Raw genomic sequence first — 16,709 nt, forward strand, 5'->3', positions numbered from 1 at the left:
ATGAGCCCGCCACCCCCAATCGATGGCGACGAAACCGCCAACGTGCTCACCGGCACCAGCGGCGATGATGTGATCAACGGCTTTGGCGGTGCGGACATCATCAGCGGCCTTGGCGGCAATGACGAGATCGACGGCGGCACCGGCGCGGACCAGATGACCGGCGGCGCAGGCGACGACACGTATTATGTCGACAATGCCGGCGATATGGTGATCGAAGCCGCCAGCGAGGGCGTGGACCTCGTCAACGCTTCCATTTCGATTGCGCTTGGCGCCAACCTTGAAAACCTGACGCTGCTGGGCACGAGCGCGATCAATGCGATCGGCAATTCGCTCGACAACGTGCTGACCGGCAACAGCGCCGCCAACCTGCTCAACGGCGGGCTGGGCAACGACACGCTGGACGGCAAGGCCGGCAACGACACGATGATCGGCGGCAAAGGGGACGACACCTATGTCCTGAGCTCGCTCAACGATGTGATCGTGGAAGCAGACCTGGAAGGCAGCGACACGATCCGCGCCAGCTTTTCCTACGCACTCGACAAGAACGTCGAGAACCTCGTGCTGCTCGGCACGGGCGATTTTTCCGGCGTCGGCAATGTGCTGGCCAATGCGCTCACCGGCAACGACGGCGCGAACATCCTGTCTGGCGAGGACGGCAACGATACGCTTGCGGGCGGCGGCGGTGCGGATACGCTGATCGGCGGTTCTGGCGCCGATACGCTGGACGGCGGCTCCGGAACCGATGCGATGATCGGTGGTTCGGGCAACGACACTTATGTGATCGACAGCGCGGATGACGTGATCGTCGAGGAAGTGAACCAGGGCAACGACACCGTGGTTGTCGGGTTCGACTGGCTGCTGAGTGATGATTTCGAGAACGTCACGCTCTCGGGCAGCGCGGCGGTGAATGCCACCGGCAGCGGGGCAGACAACATCCTCATCGGCAATGGCGCTGCCAATACGCTTATCGGGCTGGGCGGCAACGACACGCTCGATGGCGGCGGCAGCGGCGACACGCTGATCGGCGGCGCAGGAAACGATAGCTACGTCATCGATTCGGCCGATGATCTCATCATCGAAGATGCCGATGAGGGCACCGATTCGGTCAGCGCCTCGGTCAGCCACACGCTGGTCGCCAACACCGATAACCTTACGCTCACGGGCGCAGCGCAAATCAGCGGCACCGGCAACACCGCAGCCAACGTGCTGATCGGCAACGACGCTGCCAACGCGCTCAATGGCCTTGGCGGCGATGACGTGCTGGATGGCGGCAAGGGCGCAGACACGCTGGACGGCGGTGAAGGCGATGACACCTACTTCGTCGACGATGCCAATGACAGCACCACCGACAGCAGCGGCGACGACACCGTGAAGGCCTCGCTCAACTGGGCGCTTGCAGGCACAATCGAAAACCTTGCGCTGACCGGCAAAGCCGCGATCAACGGCACCGGCAACGCGCTTGCGAACACGATCACGGGCAATGACGGCGACAACGTGATCGACGGCGGCACCGGCATCGACAAGATGAACGGCGGCGCCGGTGCCGATACCTACTATGTCGACAACACCGCCGACGAGGTGATCGAAAGCGTGCGCGGGGGCGGCACCGATACGGTGATTGCGGCTGTATCCTATGCACTCGTCGATTTTGCCGACAACCTCGTACTGACGGGCAGCGCCGATCTGGCCGCAACCGGCAACACGATCAGCAATGCGATCACCGGCAACAGCGGCCGCAACGTGATCGACGGCGGCGGCGCCAAGGATGCCCTCGACGGGCGCGATGGCGGTGATCTCTACATGATCCGCACCGCCCGCGATTCCTATCAGGGTGAAATCCAGGACACCGGGACAAGCGGCATCGACGAGGTGCGCGTAGGCTTCACGGCACTGGGCTATGCGACCTTCAACGACAAGGACACCGGCATCGAGCGCATCGTGATCGGCACGGGCACGGGTGCCAGCGCCGATACGTCCGGCATCGCAGACATTACCGTCTCCGCCTCGAAGGTGCTGAACGGGGTAACCATCATCGGCAACGCCGGGAGCAACCGCATCGTCGGCACCGCCTTTGCCGATACGATCGATGGCGGCGTGGGCAACGATGCCATGTCTGGCGGCGGCGGCGATGACACCTACTATGTCGACAACGCCAAGGACCGCGTCAGAGAGCGCGAACTGGGCGGCGCAGACACCGTCTACGCATCGGTCAGCTTCAAGCTCGGCAGTGGGGTGGAGACGCTGATCCTGACTGGCAGCGCCGATATGTCCGGAACCGGTAGCAGCGATGCCAATACCATCATCGGCAATTCCGGCATCAATCGCCTTGATGGCGGCAAGGGCGATGACGTGCTGCGGGGCATGGGCGGCAACGACCGGCTGATCGGCGGTGCCGGGGCCGATACGCTGGACGGGGGCAGCGGCAGCGATGCGTTCCAGTTTGCCGCCGCACCGCGCTTTGGCGATCCGTTCGATACGATCCGCGATTTCGACAGCGCCGAGGGCGACACGATCGAACTGGGCCGCAGCGCGTTTCGCGGGCTGGGGCGGCTGCTCGGCCCGATCACCGCAGATCAGTTCTGGTCAGGCGCGGGGGTCGATCAGGTGCACGATGGCAGCGATCGTATTCTGTACGACACCGCCAGTGGGAAGCTCTGGTACGATGCCGACGGGCTTGGCGTGGTCGTGCCGATCCTGATCGCGCAGCTTGGCACTTCGAGCCACCCCGCGCTCAGCTTTGCCGATATCATTCTGGTCGCCTGAAAGACGTGACTTGATCACCGTGACCTGATCACCGTGACCTGATCACCGTGACCTGATCACCGTGACCTGATCACCGTGACAGGGGCACGGCTCGCCGCCCTTTCAGAAAATGAAACATTCTGTTCCGGTTTATCCCCCTACCGCAGGCGCATCACGCTACCTAAGTAGAGCAGGTCGCCGGTCCCCCTCCCTTCCCGGCGGCTCTCTGCGCTCTGGTGGCCGGTTTCGGCCGCGCAGAGCCTAGCGCACCCGGGCAGGCCCCCTCCCCCCGCAGCCCCTGCCCGGGTGCCACCCTTTTTCCGGCTCAGACGGCGCAGGCTCCGGAACGGATCAGGAAGCGCTGCTCGCGCCCGTTATCGAGGCTGAACATGCCCCCGCGCCCGGGCACGGCATCGAGCAGCAGGTCCACCGCCTCGCCCGCGGCGCTCCACGCCTCGAACTGGCGCACGCCGATGTAGAACGGGGCATCCCCCACCTGCCCCAGCAGCACATCGCTTTCGCCCACGCGAAACTCGCCCGCCGGATAGCACATCGGGGAGGAGCCATCGCAGCACCCGCCCGATTGGTGAAACAGCACCGGCCCATGCTCGGCCACGATCTCGCCAAGCAGGGCCAGCGCCGCCGGGGTAGCGGAAACGCCGCTCATGCCCTCAGAAGAAGCCCAGCGCCTTGGGGCTGTAGCTCACCAGCAGGTTCTTGGTCTGCTGGTAGTGATCGAGCATCATCTTGTGGTTCTCGCGCCCGATGCCCGATTGCTTGTAGCCGCCGAACGCCGCGTGCGCGGGATAGGCGTGATAGCAATTGGTCCACACCCGCCCGGCCTGCACCGCGCGGCCGGTGCGATAGGCCTGCGTGCCATTGCGCGTCCACACGCCCGCGCCAAGACCATAGAGCGTGTCGTTGGCGATGGCGTGCGCGTCGTCGGCGTCCTTGAAGGTCGTCACCGCCACAACGGGGCCGAAGATTTCCTCCTGGAACACGCGCATCTTGTTGTGGCCTTCAAGGATCGTCGGCTTGATGTAGAAGCCGCCCGCCATGTCGCCCGCCATCAGCGCACGCTCACCGCCGGTGAGCACCTTCGCGCCTTCATTGCGGCCGATCTCGAAGTACGAGAGGATCTTCTCCATCTGCTCCGAGGAGGCCTGCGCGCCGATCATCGTGGATGCATCAAGCGGGCTGCCCTGCACGATCTTCTCCACACGGGCGATCGCGCGCTCCATGAAGCGGTCGTAGATTGATTCCTGGATCAGCGCGCGGCTCGGGCAAGTGCAGACTTCGCCCTGGTTGAGCGCGAACATGGCAAACCCTTCGAGCGCCTTGTCGAAGAAATCGTCGTCCGCATCCATCACATCGGCGAAGAAGATGTTGGGCGATTTGCCGCCCAGCTCCAGCGTCACCGGGATCAGGTTCTCGCTGGCGTACTGCATGATCAGCCGCCCGGTCGTCGTCTCGCCGGTGAAGGCGATCTTGGCGATGCGGCGGCTCTGCGCCAGCGGCTTGCCCGCCTCCAGCCCGAAGCCGTTGACCACGCCCAGCACACCCGGCGGCAGCAGATCGGCAATCAGTTCCAGCAGCACGTGGATCGAGGCCGGGGTCTGCTCGGCGGGCTTCAGCACCACGCAATTGCCCGCCGCCAGCGCCGGGGCAAGCTTCCACACTGCCATCAGGATCGGGAAGTTCCACGGGATGATCTGGCCGACAACGCCCAGCGGCTCGTGGAAATGGTACGCCACGGTATCGTTGTCGATCTCCGAAATGCCGCCTTCCTGCGCGCGGATGCAGCCCGCGAAATAGCGGAAGTGGTCGATGGCGAGCGGCATGTCCGCCGCCATCGTCTCACGGATCGGCTTGCCGTTGTCCCACGTCTCCGCCGTGGCGAGCAGCGCGAGGTTGGCTTCCATGCGGTCGGCAATGCGGTTCAGGATGAGCGCGCGCTCGGCGGCGCTCGTCCGCCCCCACGCGTCCTTCGCCCCGTGCGCGGCATCGAGCGCGGCTTCCACATCGGCGGCGGACGAGCGCGCGAGCGAGGTGATCACCTTGCCGGTGATCGGCGAGGGATTGTCGAACCGCCGCCCGTCTGCGGCATCGACCCAGCGTCCGCCGATGAAGTTGCCGTAATAGTCCTTGAAGGGATGCGGGGGCAGTGCGCCGGTCATGCTCGTTCCTCTCGTGTGTCCCGCACGGAATCTGGCGTCCGCACGTGGTTTGACCCGGCGAAGTCTATCGCTGGGCGGGCCAGAAACAAGTGCTGCCGTTTCTCCTGCAATCAGTTGAAGCCAAACCGCTGCGATTGCGCTATGGGCCGCGCTTCGCCCGGCGCGGGAGCTGGCCATGAAGGCCTCCGCCGCTTGATCGGGCCACTGTTCAGACTCCCCGGAAACACCATGCCCTTTTCACAGCTTCCCCCCGCCCTCGGCGCCGCCGTGGCAGCACGCGGCTATGCCGCGCCCACCCCGGTTCAGGCCGCCGTTCTCGAAGCAGAGGCCGCTGGCCGCGATCTCGTCGTCTCGGCGCAGACCGGTTCGGGCAAGACCGTTGCCTTCGGCCTTGCCATGGCGGCAGAGCTGCTCGGCGGCGAAGACCGCATGCCTTATGCCGGTGCGCCGCTGGCGCTGGTGATCGCGCCGACTCGCGAACTCGCGCTGCAGGTCAGCCGCGAACTGGCCTGGCTTTACGAACAGACCGGCGCACGCATTGCCACTTGCGTCGGCGGCATGGACGCCTCGCGCGAACGGCGGATGCTGGCGCAAGGCACGCACATCGTGGTCGGCACGCCGGGCCGCCTGCGCGATCACCTCGAACGCGGGGCACTCCAGCTCTCGGCCCTGCGCGCCGCCGTGCTCGATGAAGCGGACGAAATGCTCGACATGGGCTTCCGCGAAGATTTGGAAGCGATCCTCGATGCCACGCCGGATGAACGCCGCACGCTGCTGTTCTCCGCGACCATGCCCTCGCCCATCGTGGCGCTGGCCCGCCGCTACCAGCGCGATGCGCTGCGCATCTCGACCGTGTCCGAAGAGCGCGGCCACGGCGATATCGATTATCAGGCCATGGCCGTGGCGCCTGCCGATATCGAAAACGCTGTCGTCAATCTGCTGCGCTTCCACGAAGCCGAAACCGCGATGCTGTTTTGCGCCACGCGTGACAACGTGCGCCGCCTCCACGCCAGCCTGACCGAGCGCGGCTTTGCCGTGGTCGCGCTTTCGGGCGAGCACAGCCAGAACGAGCGCAACCACGCGCTGCAAGCCCTGCGTGATCGCCGCGCCCGCGTCTGCGTCGCCACCGATGTCGCCGCGCGCGGGATCGATCTGCCCACGCTCAGCCTCGTCGTCCATGTCGAGATTCCGCGCGATGCCGAAACGCTCCAGCACCGTTCGGGCCGGACCGGGCGCGCGGGCAAGAAGGGCACCGCCGTGCTGATCGTGCCCTATCCGCGCCGCAAGCGCGTGGAAGCCATGCTGCGCGGCGCGCGCATTCCTGCACGCTGGGTGCCGGTGCCCTCCGCCGCCGACATCCGCGAGGCAGACTCCACGCGCCTGATGTCCGTGCTGCTCGCTCCGGTCGAAGCGACCGAGGAAGACCGCGCACTCGCCACCCGCCTGCTGGCCGAACGCAGCGCCGAGGATATCGCCATGGCGCTGGTGCAAGTCCACCGCGCCCGGATGCCCGAGCCGGAAGATCTGATGGTCAGCGATCCGGGCGGGCCGCCGCCCCCGCGCGAACCGCGCGCCGGGTTTGAACAAAGCACGTGGATGCGTCTCAACATCGGGCGCGACCAGAACGCCGATCCGCGCTGGGTGCTGCCGCTGCTGTGCCGCCGCGGCCACGTGAGCCGCAGCGAGATCGGCGCGATCCGCATCACCGCGCACGAAACCCTGTTCGAAGTGCCCACTGCCATCGCCGCGCGCTTCATGGACGCAGTGCGCCGCACGACCGAAGAAGCCGACGAGTTCGAGATTGCGGTGATGGACGGTGCCCCGCGCGATGACGCCCGCCGCCATCGCCGCGAAGGCAAGCCGAACTACGCGCCCAAGCCCTTTCGCCAGACGGGCCGGCCCGAAGCGCCGAAAAAGCCCCACCGCAAGGGCGCGTGGAAGGCCAAGCCGGATCGGGCTAAGTAAGGGTGAACAGGCCGCTGGCGGGCAAGGGTTTCACCTTTCCCGCCGCAGGCCTGAAGAGGCCAGACCTGAAGACGCCAGACCTCAGGCCGCGTCTTCAAGCTCCACGAACTCCGGGAAAAAGCGCGGCGCGCGCATCGACCAGCCCGGGGCGGTCGCGGCGGCTTCGCTGATCGACTGGAGCAGTTCCTTGCGGCGTTCCGGGCGGATATGCGGCAGCGCGGCAGCTCCGCAGAACGCGCCGGGCAGCCATGGCCGCACTTCCGCGCCCAGCAGGCGTTCGTAGAGGAAGCGGTAGGCAGAAAAGCTTTCGAGGCGGCCTTGCGCGAGATCGAAGGTGGTGACGCGCAGCAGCGGGCCCATCACGGTTTCGAGATCTTCAAGACCAGCGCCTTCGCCGTTTTCCTCATCGCTGCGGAACAGGCCGCGCAGCAGCTTGAGATCCTGATAGATCACATATTGCGTGCGGATCGAGGCGGCTTCGGCAGGACCACGAGCCCAGAGCCGGAAGGCATCGTGGCGGCCAAGGCCGACATCAAGGCTGCGCCGGATATAGCGCTGTTCGCTCGGCGAAAATCCGGCGAACTCCCGCATTTCGGACAGAATGGTCTGCGCTGTGTCGATCGTGGCCATGGGCCCTTCGCTCCGCTTCTCGCGCCGGAAACCCAAGATTTCGCCCGGCCTTGTCGATGAAGGTACGCCTCGTTGGTTAGGAACAGGTTAACTGGTTAATGCGCGGCAGGCCGGGTGGGTGCGCCAAGGTTTTGCAAGCCATGACTTGGGTATCCCGGAGGGGCGATGCCTCGCGCGGGATGACGGGCAAGTGCTTCAGCGGCGGCGGAAGCGGAAGTACCAGACCTCATGCCCCTGCGCCCGGGCCTTGGCTTCATAGCGGGTTTCGGGCCAGCCGCCGGGGCGCTTCTGGAAATCGGCAGCCGTCTGCGCCAGCCATTCGAACTGGTCCGTATGACGGCGCATCACCATCAGTGCGTGGCGCAGATAGACCGGGTGATCGGTGCCGAAGCGGAACTCACCGCCCGGCTTCAGCTTGCGCGCGATCAGATCAACCGGCCCGTCGTTCATCATCCGGCGCTTGGCGTGGCGCGCCTTCGGCCAGGGATCGGGGTGGAGCAGATAGACGAACGACAGCGCCTCATCGGGCACACGGGCCAGCACTTCCAGCGCATCGCCGTGGTGAATGCGCACGTTGCGGATCGGCATCCCCGTGGCCGTGCCATCAGAGCCGCGCCCGCCATCGACATGGACCAGCGCCTGCGCCACGCCGTTGAGGAAGGGTTCGGCCCCGATGAAGCCATGATCGGGCAGCATGTCCGCCCGGCCCGCCATGTGCTCGCCGCCGCCAAAGCCGATTTCGAAGTGCAGCGGGCAATCGCGGCCGAACAACGCCTCCGCCGTCACCGGCCCTTCGGTCGGCACGGCAATCTGCGGCAGCAGCGTATCGATCAGCGCCTGCTGGCCGGTGCGCAGCGGCTTGCCTTTGGCGCGGCCATAGAGGCGGTTGATGGTGAGCGGATCGCCCGGCTTGTGTGCGGTCATGGTGCGGGGCCTCTGGCAGGGCGGCCATTGGTGGTCAACCGGGCAGTCAGAACCCGCGCCGGATGCCGATCGTCCAGCGGCGCGGCGCGCCCGGGCCAAGGAAGCGCGGCGAGGCAGCATGGGGCGCTTCGGCCAGCGCCACTTCGCCGATCTCTCCGAACGTGCCGAACGTGCCGAAGCGGCGATTCAGCACGTTGCGCACTTCGCCGAATAGCGCGAGTTCGCGCAGCAGTTCGATGCGGCCGCGCAGATCAACCACCACATAGCCCGGCACCGGCGCGGCGCGGTTCAAATCGTCGCCCAGCAGGATCTGGCCAGAGCGCGCCGCCAGCGTGCCGCCCACGCTGAAGCGCCGCCATGCCCCGGCCTTTGCGGCATAATCGAGATTGAGATTGGCGGTATGGCGGGGCACGCCGGGAAGCCGGTCGCCGGGCCGCACGGTAATCGCCCCGTCCGCTTCCGCCGCCGGATTGGCGGGGCTGGCGATGCGCACCAGCGAGCGATTTGTCGCATGGCTGAAGGCATAGTTCGCCCCCACGCGCAGCCCGCCACGCTCCGCCGTGAATGAAAGCTCGATCCCCTGCCGCCGCGCATCGCCAAGGTTCTGGAAATAGGCACGGCCCCGCACGCCCGCAGCAACACGGCGGATCTCGTCGCGGCTATCGGCGCGGTAGGCCGAGGCAAGCCATTCCAGCCGCCAGCCGCCGGCCGTGCTCCGCCCCGCAGCGCCCAGTTCCCACGTGCGCGCCACCACCTGCCGCAGCGGCGGATCAGCGACGAAGAAGTTGGCCAGGCTGCATGGCGCTTCCGGATCGGCGCAGGATAGCTCTGCCGGGGTGGGCGCGCGGTTGGTTTCGGCATAGCCCGCGCGCAGTGAAAGGCCGGGGGCGGCGTCCCAATCCAGCTCAAGCCCTGGATTGAGCCGGGTGAACTGGTGCCGCCCATCGAGCGCGGTACCGATCTGGTCTTCCAGCTTGATGGCGGCGAGATTGAAACGCAGCCCCGCCTCCAGCCGCAAGTTCGGCCCCAGCGGCAGCGTTTCCGCCGCGAAGAACCCGGCATAGAGATTGCGCGTGATGACCGAGACCGGGGCAATGGCGTTGTCTGCCTGCGCGATGTCCGGACCAGCCGCCTCAACCCCGCGCGTTTCATCAAGCGTGCCGAGCGTGGTCGAGGCGGCGAACGCGCTGCGGCCATAATCGAGGCTGGTGCCGATGGTGAGGACGTTTTTGCCGCCCAGCAGCGGCCGCCGGTCGGTGATCTGAGCCAGAACGCCGAACGCGCGCGACCGCAGCGCGCCGCGATTGAACACGGCGTAAGTCGGGTCGCCCGCCAGTGCGCGGATCGGGCGGCCAAGGCGATCGGTCAGGACCTGCGATGCTTCCTCGCCCTCACTCGCGGTTTCGAGGCAAAGCAGGGCAGGCTCGTCCTCGCAGGCTTCGATATCGGCGGCATCGCCGTTGAGCGCGCGGCTCCTTTGCCACTGCGCATAGAACGCCGCCTGCAGCCGCGTGGTCGGCGAAAGATCGGCCCAGGGGTGCAGGCTGAACCGCGCAAAACGGTTTTCGGTGCGGTCTGGGTGGGTGAACACCGCGCTGCGCCGAACCGCCAGCAGTTCTTCGGGTGCAGCGCCATTGCCGCTGAGGCCAGTGCTGGCGAGGAGCAGCTTGGCATGAAGCCCCGCCGCCGCGCCATCATAGCCCGCATCGAGGTAGCCGCTGGCGAGGCGCGATGAGCTGAAATCGCGCCAGCCATTCTCGCCGCGCAGTTGCACTGCCGCAAAGCCGCTCCACCGCCCGGCAGCGCCGCCCGCTGCCAGGCTGACATCATGCGCACCATAGGCCCCGTAGGACGCGCTGCCGGTCAGGCCGGGATCGCTGCGCCCGGTCGCGGTTTCGAGCACGAGCGCGCCGCCCAGCGCGTTGAGGCCGTAGACCGGGCTCGAATCGAGCAGTTCCACGCTGCGCAGCGCGGCATCGGGCACGAGATCGAGCGACACCGTATCGCCGAACGGCAGATTGAACCGTGCGCCATCGAGATAGGCGGCAAGGCCTTGCGCTTGGCCCTGCGCGCCCGAGGCGGTCTGCCCGCGATAGACCAGCACCGGCTGCCACGGATTGCCTTGCGCATCCTGCACGGTGACGCCGGGCAGCTGACGGGTAAGCGCACCAATCAGATCGGGCTGCCCGCCACGCGCCAGATCTGCGCGGGACAGGCCCAGCGCATCGTCGCTATCCATCCCGGCGCCGGGGGCGGTGACGAGAATGGGCTGTTCGGCGGCATCTCCGGCCTCCTGCGCAGAAGACATCGCGGGCAGTCCAACGACAAGCAAAGCGGCAGCGGGGAGGAGACAGGAAGCGCGGCGCACGTCGAATGGGTCCTTCAAGCGTGGTTGGCAGGTCCCTGCCGGTTAGGGGCTTGCGGCAACTCAGGCAACGCGCACCATCGGCCCCAAGAAAATTGGGATGGACGCGTACCGGGGCCTGTGGTGATCAGGCATCATGTCGTCCATGGCCCCTTTCACCGCACCGCCGCGCGATCATCAGGGCGCGCTGGCGGACAAGCTTACCGAGAAAGAGATCGAGATCCTGCGCCTGTTGACGGCGGGGCACACGGTGAAGTCGATCGCCGTGCTGCTGGAGCGTTCGGAAGCCTCGATCAACGAGCGCCTGCGCGATGCGCGGCGCAAGACCGGCGTGGGCAGCAGCCGCGAGCTTGCCCGGCTGCTGGATGAACAGAAAATCTGGGACAAGAATCCTGATCTACCCATGGCACTTCCTGCGGCGGAGGGATCGGCGCAGCCCGCAAGCCGCGGACTGTTCGGACCGAAAGGAAAGATTGCCATGCTGATCGCCCTCCCCATCATTGCCGCCGGATCCCTCATCATGGCGGCAGACCTGCCGTACAATGCCGCCCGTCCGCAGCCAGCCGCAACGGCCGCGCGCGGCTCGCCGCTCGTCGGCCGCTGGGCGCTCGATGTGGCGCGCGTGCCTGCCGAGGAACGGCCGAAAAGCGTGACCATCCGCTTCAGCGTGGCGCCCGATGCGCGCTGGACGACGCAGGTGGAAATCGTGAACCCCGATGGCGCGGCGCTCCATGCCGAATCCACCGCCGCGCTCGATGCCGCGCCTGTCCCCGTCACCGGCAACATGCCCTTCATCGACAGCGGATCGCTGCGCCAGCCTGCACCCGGCACGCTGGTGATGACCCTGGGCAAGGACGGCACACCGGTTTCGACGCGGGTCTACACCGTTTCGCGCGACCGGAAATCGATGACCGAGACGATCATCTGGGCGGGAACCGCGATGCCCAAGCTGGAAACCAACCTGTTTCACCGGATCGGTTGAAGCTTGAACGCAAACGGCCCGCCATTGCTGGCGGGCCGGTGCACGGGGGGCTTGTTCGGTTGAAAGTCCGGTAGGGCCGATCAGGCCGCTTCGACATCCAGCTTTTCGTCCGGATCGCGCAGCACATAGCCGCGGCCCCAGACGGTTTCGATGTAGTTCTCGCCATCGCAGGCGTGCGCCAGTTTCTTGCGCAGCTTGCAGATGAACACGTCGATGATCTTGAGTTCCGGCTCGTCCATCCCGCCATAGAGATGGTTGAGGAACATTTCCTTGGTCAGCGTGGTGCCCTTGCGCAGCGAAAGCAGCTCGAGCATCGCGTATTCCTTGCCCGTCAGGTGGACGCGCGCGCTGTCGACCTCGACCGTCTTGGCATCGAGATTGACCGAAAGCTTGCCGGTGCGGATGACCGATTGCGAATGGCCCTTCGAGCGGCGCACCACGGCGTGGATACGGGCGATAAGCTCTTCGCGGTGGAACGGCTTGGTCACGTAATCGTCGGCACCGAAGCCGAACGAGCGCACCTTGGAGTCCATCTCGGAAATGCCGGAAAGGATCAGCACCGGGGTCTGCACTTTGGCGACGCGCAGCTTCTTGAGCACGTCGTACCCATGCATGTCGGGCAGGTTGAGATCGAGAAGGATGATATCGTAATCATAGAGCTTGCCGAGATCGAGGCCTTCTTCCCCGAGATCGGTTGCATAGACATTGAAGCCTTCGGTCGAGAGCATAAGCTCGATTGCCTTGGCCGTAGTCGGCTCGTCCTCGATCAGCAGCACGCGCATGGATCAGCCCCTTGTTGCCATTCCCCGGTGGCGGTCAGCCCTGCAACCAGGGCCTTCAGCGCCATTAACCATATGACCAATGAACATGAAAGGTTAATTTATCGTAAGCGGCAAGCCCGGTACCCTTCGCAGGCGGCAGGACTGCGGAACACCGAGGAAGCGGGTAAAAAGTCATTATAATCAAAGTGTAAACTCTGCCTAGCCGTCTATATTCCGCGCCGCGATCCGTAATGCGTGCAGAAACCTTTTTTAAGAGATGCCGCTTTATCGCGCCGCAGACGATCCCGGCACGCCGATCGCGCCTGCGGCTTCGCGCAGTTTGCGCGCCGCGCCGAGATCGTTGCGGAAGGCTGCCAGCCCGCCCTCCAGCGCCTTTGCCGCCTTGCCCGGTTCGCCCAATTGCATGCGGCTGCGCATCAGCATGATCCAGCCGTCCACATTGCCCGGGTTCTTCGCCAGCTTGGCCTCAAGCCCATCGACCATGCCGCGGATCATCGCTTCCTGCTGGCCTTTGGGCAGCGTGGAGGCGGCCTTGATCTCGGCCGAGGAGGGGCCGGGAATGGCGCCACCTGCGACCGCTGCGCCATTGGTGGCCATGCCACTGGCCGGCGGGGCAAACTGCGCGGCGGCAAGGCGTTCCTCGTAAGGGATCCTGTAGCGATCCCCCACGCTCTTGATCACCGCGCGGATATCTTCGGCATAAGGCGCATCGGACGGCGTATCCTTGAGGAGCGCGAACCACGCGTCGATCGCCTTGCGGTGCTGCCCGCCCAGATCCATCGCCACGGCGCGGAAATAGCGCGCGCGCGCATCCTTGGGATCAAGCTTGAGCGCCTTGTTGAAGGCCGCCTGCGCATCCCACGGAATCTTGCCTTCGCTCTTGCTCGCCAGCACGAGAGATTCGCCGAGGAACGAAAACGTCTCGGCATGTTCGGGATCGAGCTTGGTCGCTTCCTTGAGCGCGGTGGCCGCTTCGGCAAAGCGCTGGGTCTGGAAATAGGACCAGCCAAGCATGCGCCACCCCTCCGCATCATCGGGCTTGGCCTTGAGCCGCGCCTCCAGCCGGGTGATCACATCATCAACAGCGGGTGCCTGGCTTTCGGTGGGTGCGGGCGGCTGGGCAATGATTTCGGCATCGCGCTGCCCGCGCCAGACGGCAACGCCCCCGGCCGTGAGCGCGACGGCGGCAGCCAGCACGAGCACCACGCGCCCGCCGCGGCCAGATGCCGTTGACGGACTGGGGGCAGGTCCGGCTGTCGGCTTGGGTTCGGCCTCGGTCATCACATGCTCCCCGGCGCACCGCGATCGGCACAGCCCTTGGCCAAGGGGCATATCCTCTGCCACCGGTGCCTTGCAAGCGGTGGTGACAAGGTCATCGCGCCATCGCCCCTGCGGCGCTCCGCACGGGGCAAATTGCGGCTGGCAATGCGCTGCACATCGTTTAAGCTTGCGCGCAAACGGGATCGCATGTCGGAAAAACCAGGCGCAGGGCCAGCGCAGAAGGGCCCGCGCTGCGCATTGCGGGGGCATGCACCGGTGAGCGAAGTCTGCGATCAAGTATTTCGGGTTGCGATCATCGGATCCGGCCCAGCGGGGATGAGCGCGGCGAGCCATGCGGCACAGCTGAAGCTGAACCACGTCCTCCTTGAAAAGACGGACCACCTCTCCGACACGATCTACAAATACCAGAAGGGCAAGCACGTGATGGCCACGCCATCACAACTGGTGCTGCGTTCGGATCAGGAATTCGATGCCGGCAAGCGCGAGGACATCCTTGGCCGCTGGAACCAGCGCACCGAGGAACTCGGCGTCAATGTGAAGTACAACGCCGAGGTCAAGTCGATCAAGGGCACCGGCCCCGCCATAGAAGGCTCGGTCCAGAAGATCGTCACCCGCGCGCGCGATGGTTCGACCACGACAACCGAAGTGCAGCGCCACGCCCCGCCTTATGCGATCACGCTGACCAGCGGCGAAGTCGTCATGGCCGAAACCGTGGTGCTGGCCATCGGCACGCAGGGCAACCCGAACCTGATGCGCTGCCCGGGCGGCGATCTGCCGCATGTGACGTATCAGCTCGATGATCCTTATGCCGTGCTCGACGAACATATCGTGGTGGTGGGCACGGGCGACGCGGGGATCGAGAACGCACGCGGGCTGGCCGAGGATTCGGCGCAGGGCAACGTTGTCACCGTGCTCAACCGCTCGCCCAAATCGGCCAACGTGCGCGAAAGCTTCGCCACCGCGAAAGAACCCAACGCCAAGGCGCTGGTGGAGGATGACGCGGCGGGCAAGCTGACGATCCGCTACGAGACCGAGACCAAGGCGGTCGAGCCGGGCTGGATCACGCTTTCCACGCGCGACGGCGAGGAGCGCATCCGCTGCGACCGGATCATCGCACGCATCGGCTCGGCCCCGCCGCGCGGCTTTGTCGAAGGCTGCGGGATCGAGTTCGCGAGCAATGACCGCCTCGCCTTCCCCACGCTTTCACCGCAGTTCGAATCGACCGCGCCGGGCATTTTCGTGATCGGCGCGCTGGCGGGCTATCCCCTCATCAAGCACTGCATGAACCAGGGCTATGATGTCATCGAGTTCGTCAGCGGCAACACCGATCTGAAGCCAGCGGACGAACCGCTGCTGGAGGCCAAGTTCGCCCATCTCCCGAATACAGGCCTGCCCGGCAAGCGCAGCGTGAACGACTGGCTGGAACTGCTGCGCACCAATATCGCCATCCTCAGCGGCATGACGACGCTGCAGCTGCGCGAGTTCATGCTCGATTCGGACGCCCGGTTCTACAAGGCGGGGGAAACGATCTTCGAGAAGGCCGATCCCGGCTCCTCGCTCTTCGCCATTGCCGAAGGCGCGGTGCATGTGCGGATCGACGCAAACGATCCGAGCAAGGTCGTGCCGATCCAGCAGGGCTCGATCTTCGGCGAAGTCGGCCTCATCTCCGGGCGGCGGCGCGGCGCTACCGTGGTGGCGGCGAGCGACTGCATCTGCGTCGAGATCAGCCGCAACGCCGCGCTCAAACTGCAAAGCCAGGTGCCGAGCGCCCGCCGCGCGATCGAGCGCATCTCCACCGAACGCCAGCTCCTCCAGATGTTCGGCTCCGGCCTCACGCCAGACGACGTGCGCGAAGTGGTCGATACCGCGAAGATCATGGGCGTCCGCGCCGGGGACGCCATCATCACCGAAGGCGCAGACGACAAGGACATCTACGTCATCCGCGTCGGCTCGATGATCGTCGAGAAGGTCGTTGGCGGGAAACCGGTGTTCCTCTCCTATCTCCCCGCAGGCTCCTATGTCGGCGAAATGGCACTGATCGATGGCGGCCAGCGCACCGCCACCGTGCGCGCGGCGATCAAGAGCGAAGTGATCAAGATCGACGGCGAGGCGTTCGGCCGCGTGCTCGCCGCCAAACCCGCGCTGCTGGCGCGGGCGCGCAAGGACATGGAAGCGCGCCGCGCCACCAATGCCTTCGTCGAATCGAAGAAGGACGGGTTCTCCGGCGTCGTCGATCTCTATTCGGAACAGGCCAAGTTCCTCGTTTCGCAGGGCCTTGGTGAAGCGACCGACGTGCTGCTGATTGACGAGCGGCTCTGCGTAGGCTGCGACAACTGCGAAAAGGCCTGCGCCGACAGCCACGACGGGCTTTCAAGGCTGGACCGCGAAGCAGGCAAGAGCTTCGCGCACCTCCACGTGCCGACATCCTGCCGCCACTGCGAACACCCGCACTGTATGGCCGATTGCCCGCCCAACGCGATCCACCGCGGGCCGGACGGCGAAGTGTTCATCGACGACACCTGCATCGGCTGCGGCAATTGCCAGCGCAACTGCCCCTATGGCGTGATCCGCATGGACAAGGTGCCGCCGAAGAAGCCCTCGCTGATCTCGTGGCTCCTCTTCGGCAGTGGCCCCGGGCCGGGTGAGCCGCCGTACAAGTGGTCGAAGAAGAACACCAAATACACCGGCGATCCGGTGGCCGACGACAAGCTAGACCGCAAGAAGGCGATCAAGTGCGACATGTGCGCGGGGATCGACGGCGGCCCCAGCTGCGTGCGCGCCTGCCCGACGGGCGCGGCCATCCGCGTTTCGCCCGACGAGTTCCTGACCGTCGCCCGGCTTGAGAACGAGGGGGCCTGAGC

11 protein-coding genes are annotated in these 16,709 nt (G+C 65.9%); 4 read left to right on the forward strand and 7 right to left on the reverse strand.

Annotated elements, in window-relative coordinates; translation table 11 throughout:
• A complete protein-coding gene (locus CFE35_RS04125; RefSeq protein WP_292928235.1) occupies positions 1 to 2,763 on the forward strand; it encodes a calcium-binding protein in 2,763 nt (920 codons plus the stop codon).
• 304 nt (positions 2,764 to 3,067) lie between these two features.
• On the opposite strand, the gene CFE35_RS04130 is transcribed toward CFE35_RS04125, so the two are convergent.
• Both CFE35_RS04130 and adh read right to left on the reverse strand, forming a co-directional pair.
• Positions 3,068 to 3,409, reverse strand: a complete 342-nt coding sequence (locus tag CFE35_RS04130; protein WP_292928236.1) for a DUF779 domain-containing protein — start codon at positions 3,407 to 3,409, stop codon at positions 3,068 to 3,070.
• Positions 3,410 to 3,413: 4 nt separating this feature from the next.
• The gene (gene adh, locus CFE35_RS04135) at positions 3,414 to 4,919 is read right to left on the reverse strand and encodes an aldehyde dehydrogenase (RefSeq protein WP_292928238.1); all 1,506 of its coding nucleotides are present in this window, start codon (positions 4,917 to 4,919) and stop codon (positions 3,414 to 3,416) included.
• A gap of 228 nt (positions 4,920 to 5,147) precedes the next feature.
• On the opposite strand from adh, the gene CFE35_RS04140 reads away from it, so the two are divergent.
• Positions 5,148 to 6,884: a DEAD/DEAH box helicase gene (locus CFE35_RS04140; protein ID WP_292928240.1), complete on the forward strand. Its 1,737-nt coding sequence runs from the start codon at positions 5,148 to 5,150 to the stop codon at positions 6,882 to 6,884.
• Positions 6,885 to 6,965: 81 nt separating this feature from the next.
• Here CFE35_RS04140 and CFE35_RS04145 read toward each other — a convergent pair whose 3' ends face one another.
• The 3 genes from CFE35_RS04145 to CFE35_RS04155 form a co-directional block, all read right to left on the reverse strand.
• On the reverse strand, positions 6,966 to 7,514 hold the full coding sequence (locus tag CFE35_RS04145) for a hypothetical protein (RefSeq protein ID WP_292928242.1): 549 nt from the start codon (positions 7,512 to 7,514) through the stop codon (positions 6,966 to 6,968).
• A gap of 195 nt (positions 7,515 to 7,709) precedes the next feature.
• Entirely contained in the window at positions 7,710 to 8,438 is a 729-nt protein-coding gene (locus CFE35_RS04150; RefSeq protein WP_292928244.1) for a tRNA (guanine(46)-N(7))-methyltransferase TrmB, read from the reverse strand.
• Positions 8,439 to 8,484: 46 nt separating this feature from the next.
• Positions 8,485 to 10,746, reverse strand: a complete 2,262-nt coding sequence (locus CFE35_RS04155) for a TonB-dependent receptor (RefSeq protein WP_292928246.1) — start codon at positions 10,744 to 10,746, stop codon at positions 8,485 to 8,487.
• A 193-nt stretch (positions 10,747 to 10,939) separates the two neighbouring features.
• Between CFE35_RS04155 and CFE35_RS04160 the strand changes: the two genes are divergently transcribed.
• Entirely contained in the window at positions 10,940 to 11,785 is an 846-nt protein-coding gene (locus tag CFE35_RS04160) for a helix-turn-helix transcriptional regulator (RefSeq protein WP_292928248.1), read from the forward strand.
• Between the two features lie 80 nt (positions 11,786 to 11,865).
• On the opposite strand, the gene ctrA is transcribed toward CFE35_RS04160, so the two are convergent.
• The gene (gene ctrA, locus CFE35_RS04165) at positions 11,866 to 12,567 is read right to left on the reverse strand and encodes a response regulator transcription factor CtrA (RefSeq protein ID WP_292928250.1); all 702 of its coding nucleotides are present in this window, start codon (positions 12,565 to 12,567) and stop codon (positions 11,866 to 11,868) included.
• Positions 12,568 to 12,831: 264 nt separating this feature from the next.
• Entirely contained in the window at positions 12,832 to 13,848 is a 1,017-nt protein-coding gene (locus tag CFE35_RS04170) for a tetratricopeptide repeat protein (protein ID WP_292928253.1), read from the reverse strand.
• Between the two features lie 255 nt (positions 13,849 to 14,103).
• Between CFE35_RS04170 and CFE35_RS04175 the strand changes: the two genes are divergently transcribed.
• On the forward strand, positions 14,104 to 16,707 hold the full coding sequence (locus CFE35_RS04175; RefSeq protein WP_292928255.1) for a cyclic nucleotide-binding domain-containing protein: 2,604 nt from the start codon (positions 14,104 to 14,106) through the stop codon (positions 16,705 to 16,707).
• The last annotated feature ends 2 nt before the right edge of the window (positions 16,708 to 16,709 follow it).

This window comes from Novosphingobium sp. PASSN1 (assembly GCF_002278815.1).

Excerpts from the sequence above, each read along its gene's own strand:
- CFE35_RS04125 (WP_292928235.1), top strand. The coding sequence starts at position 1 with ATGAGCCCGCCACCCCCAATCGATGGCGACGAAACCGCCAACGTGCTC.
- ctrA (WP_292928250.1), bottom strand. The coding sequence starts at position 12,567 with ATGCGCGTGCTGCTGATCGAGGACGAGCCGACTACGGCCAAGGCAATC.
- CFE35_RS04155 (WP_292928246.1), bottom strand. The coding sequence starts at position 10,746 with ATGTCTTCTGCGCAGGAGGCCGGAGATGCCGCCGAACAGCCCATTCTC.
- CFE35_RS04145 (WP_292928242.1), bottom strand. The coding sequence starts at position 7,514 with ATGGCCACGATCGACACAGCGCAGACCATTCTGTCCGAAATGCGGGAG.
- CFE35_RS04170 (WP_292928253.1), bottom strand. The coding sequence starts at position 13,848 with ATGACCGAGGCCGAACCCAAGCCGACAGCCGGACCTGCCCCCAGTCCG.
- adh (WP_292928238.1), bottom strand. The coding sequence starts at position 4,919 with ATGACCGGCGCACTGCCCCCGCATCCCTTCAAGGACTATTACGGCAAC.
- CFE35_RS04130 (WP_292928236.1), bottom strand. The coding sequence starts at position 3,409 with ATGAGCGGCGTTTCCGCTACCCCGGCGGCGCTGGCCCTGCTTGGCGAG.
- CFE35_RS04160 (WP_292928248.1), top strand. The coding sequence starts at position 10,940 with ATGTCGTCCATGGCCCCTTTCACCGCACCGCCGCGCGATCATCAGGGC.
- CFE35_RS04140 (WP_292928240.1), top strand. The coding sequence starts at position 5,148 with ATGCCCTTTTCACAGCTTCCCCCCGCCCTCGGCGCCGCCGTGGCAGCA.
- CFE35_RS04150 (WP_292928244.1), bottom strand. The coding sequence starts at position 8,438 with ATGACCGCACACAAGCCGGGCGATCCGCTCACCATCAACCGCCTCTAT.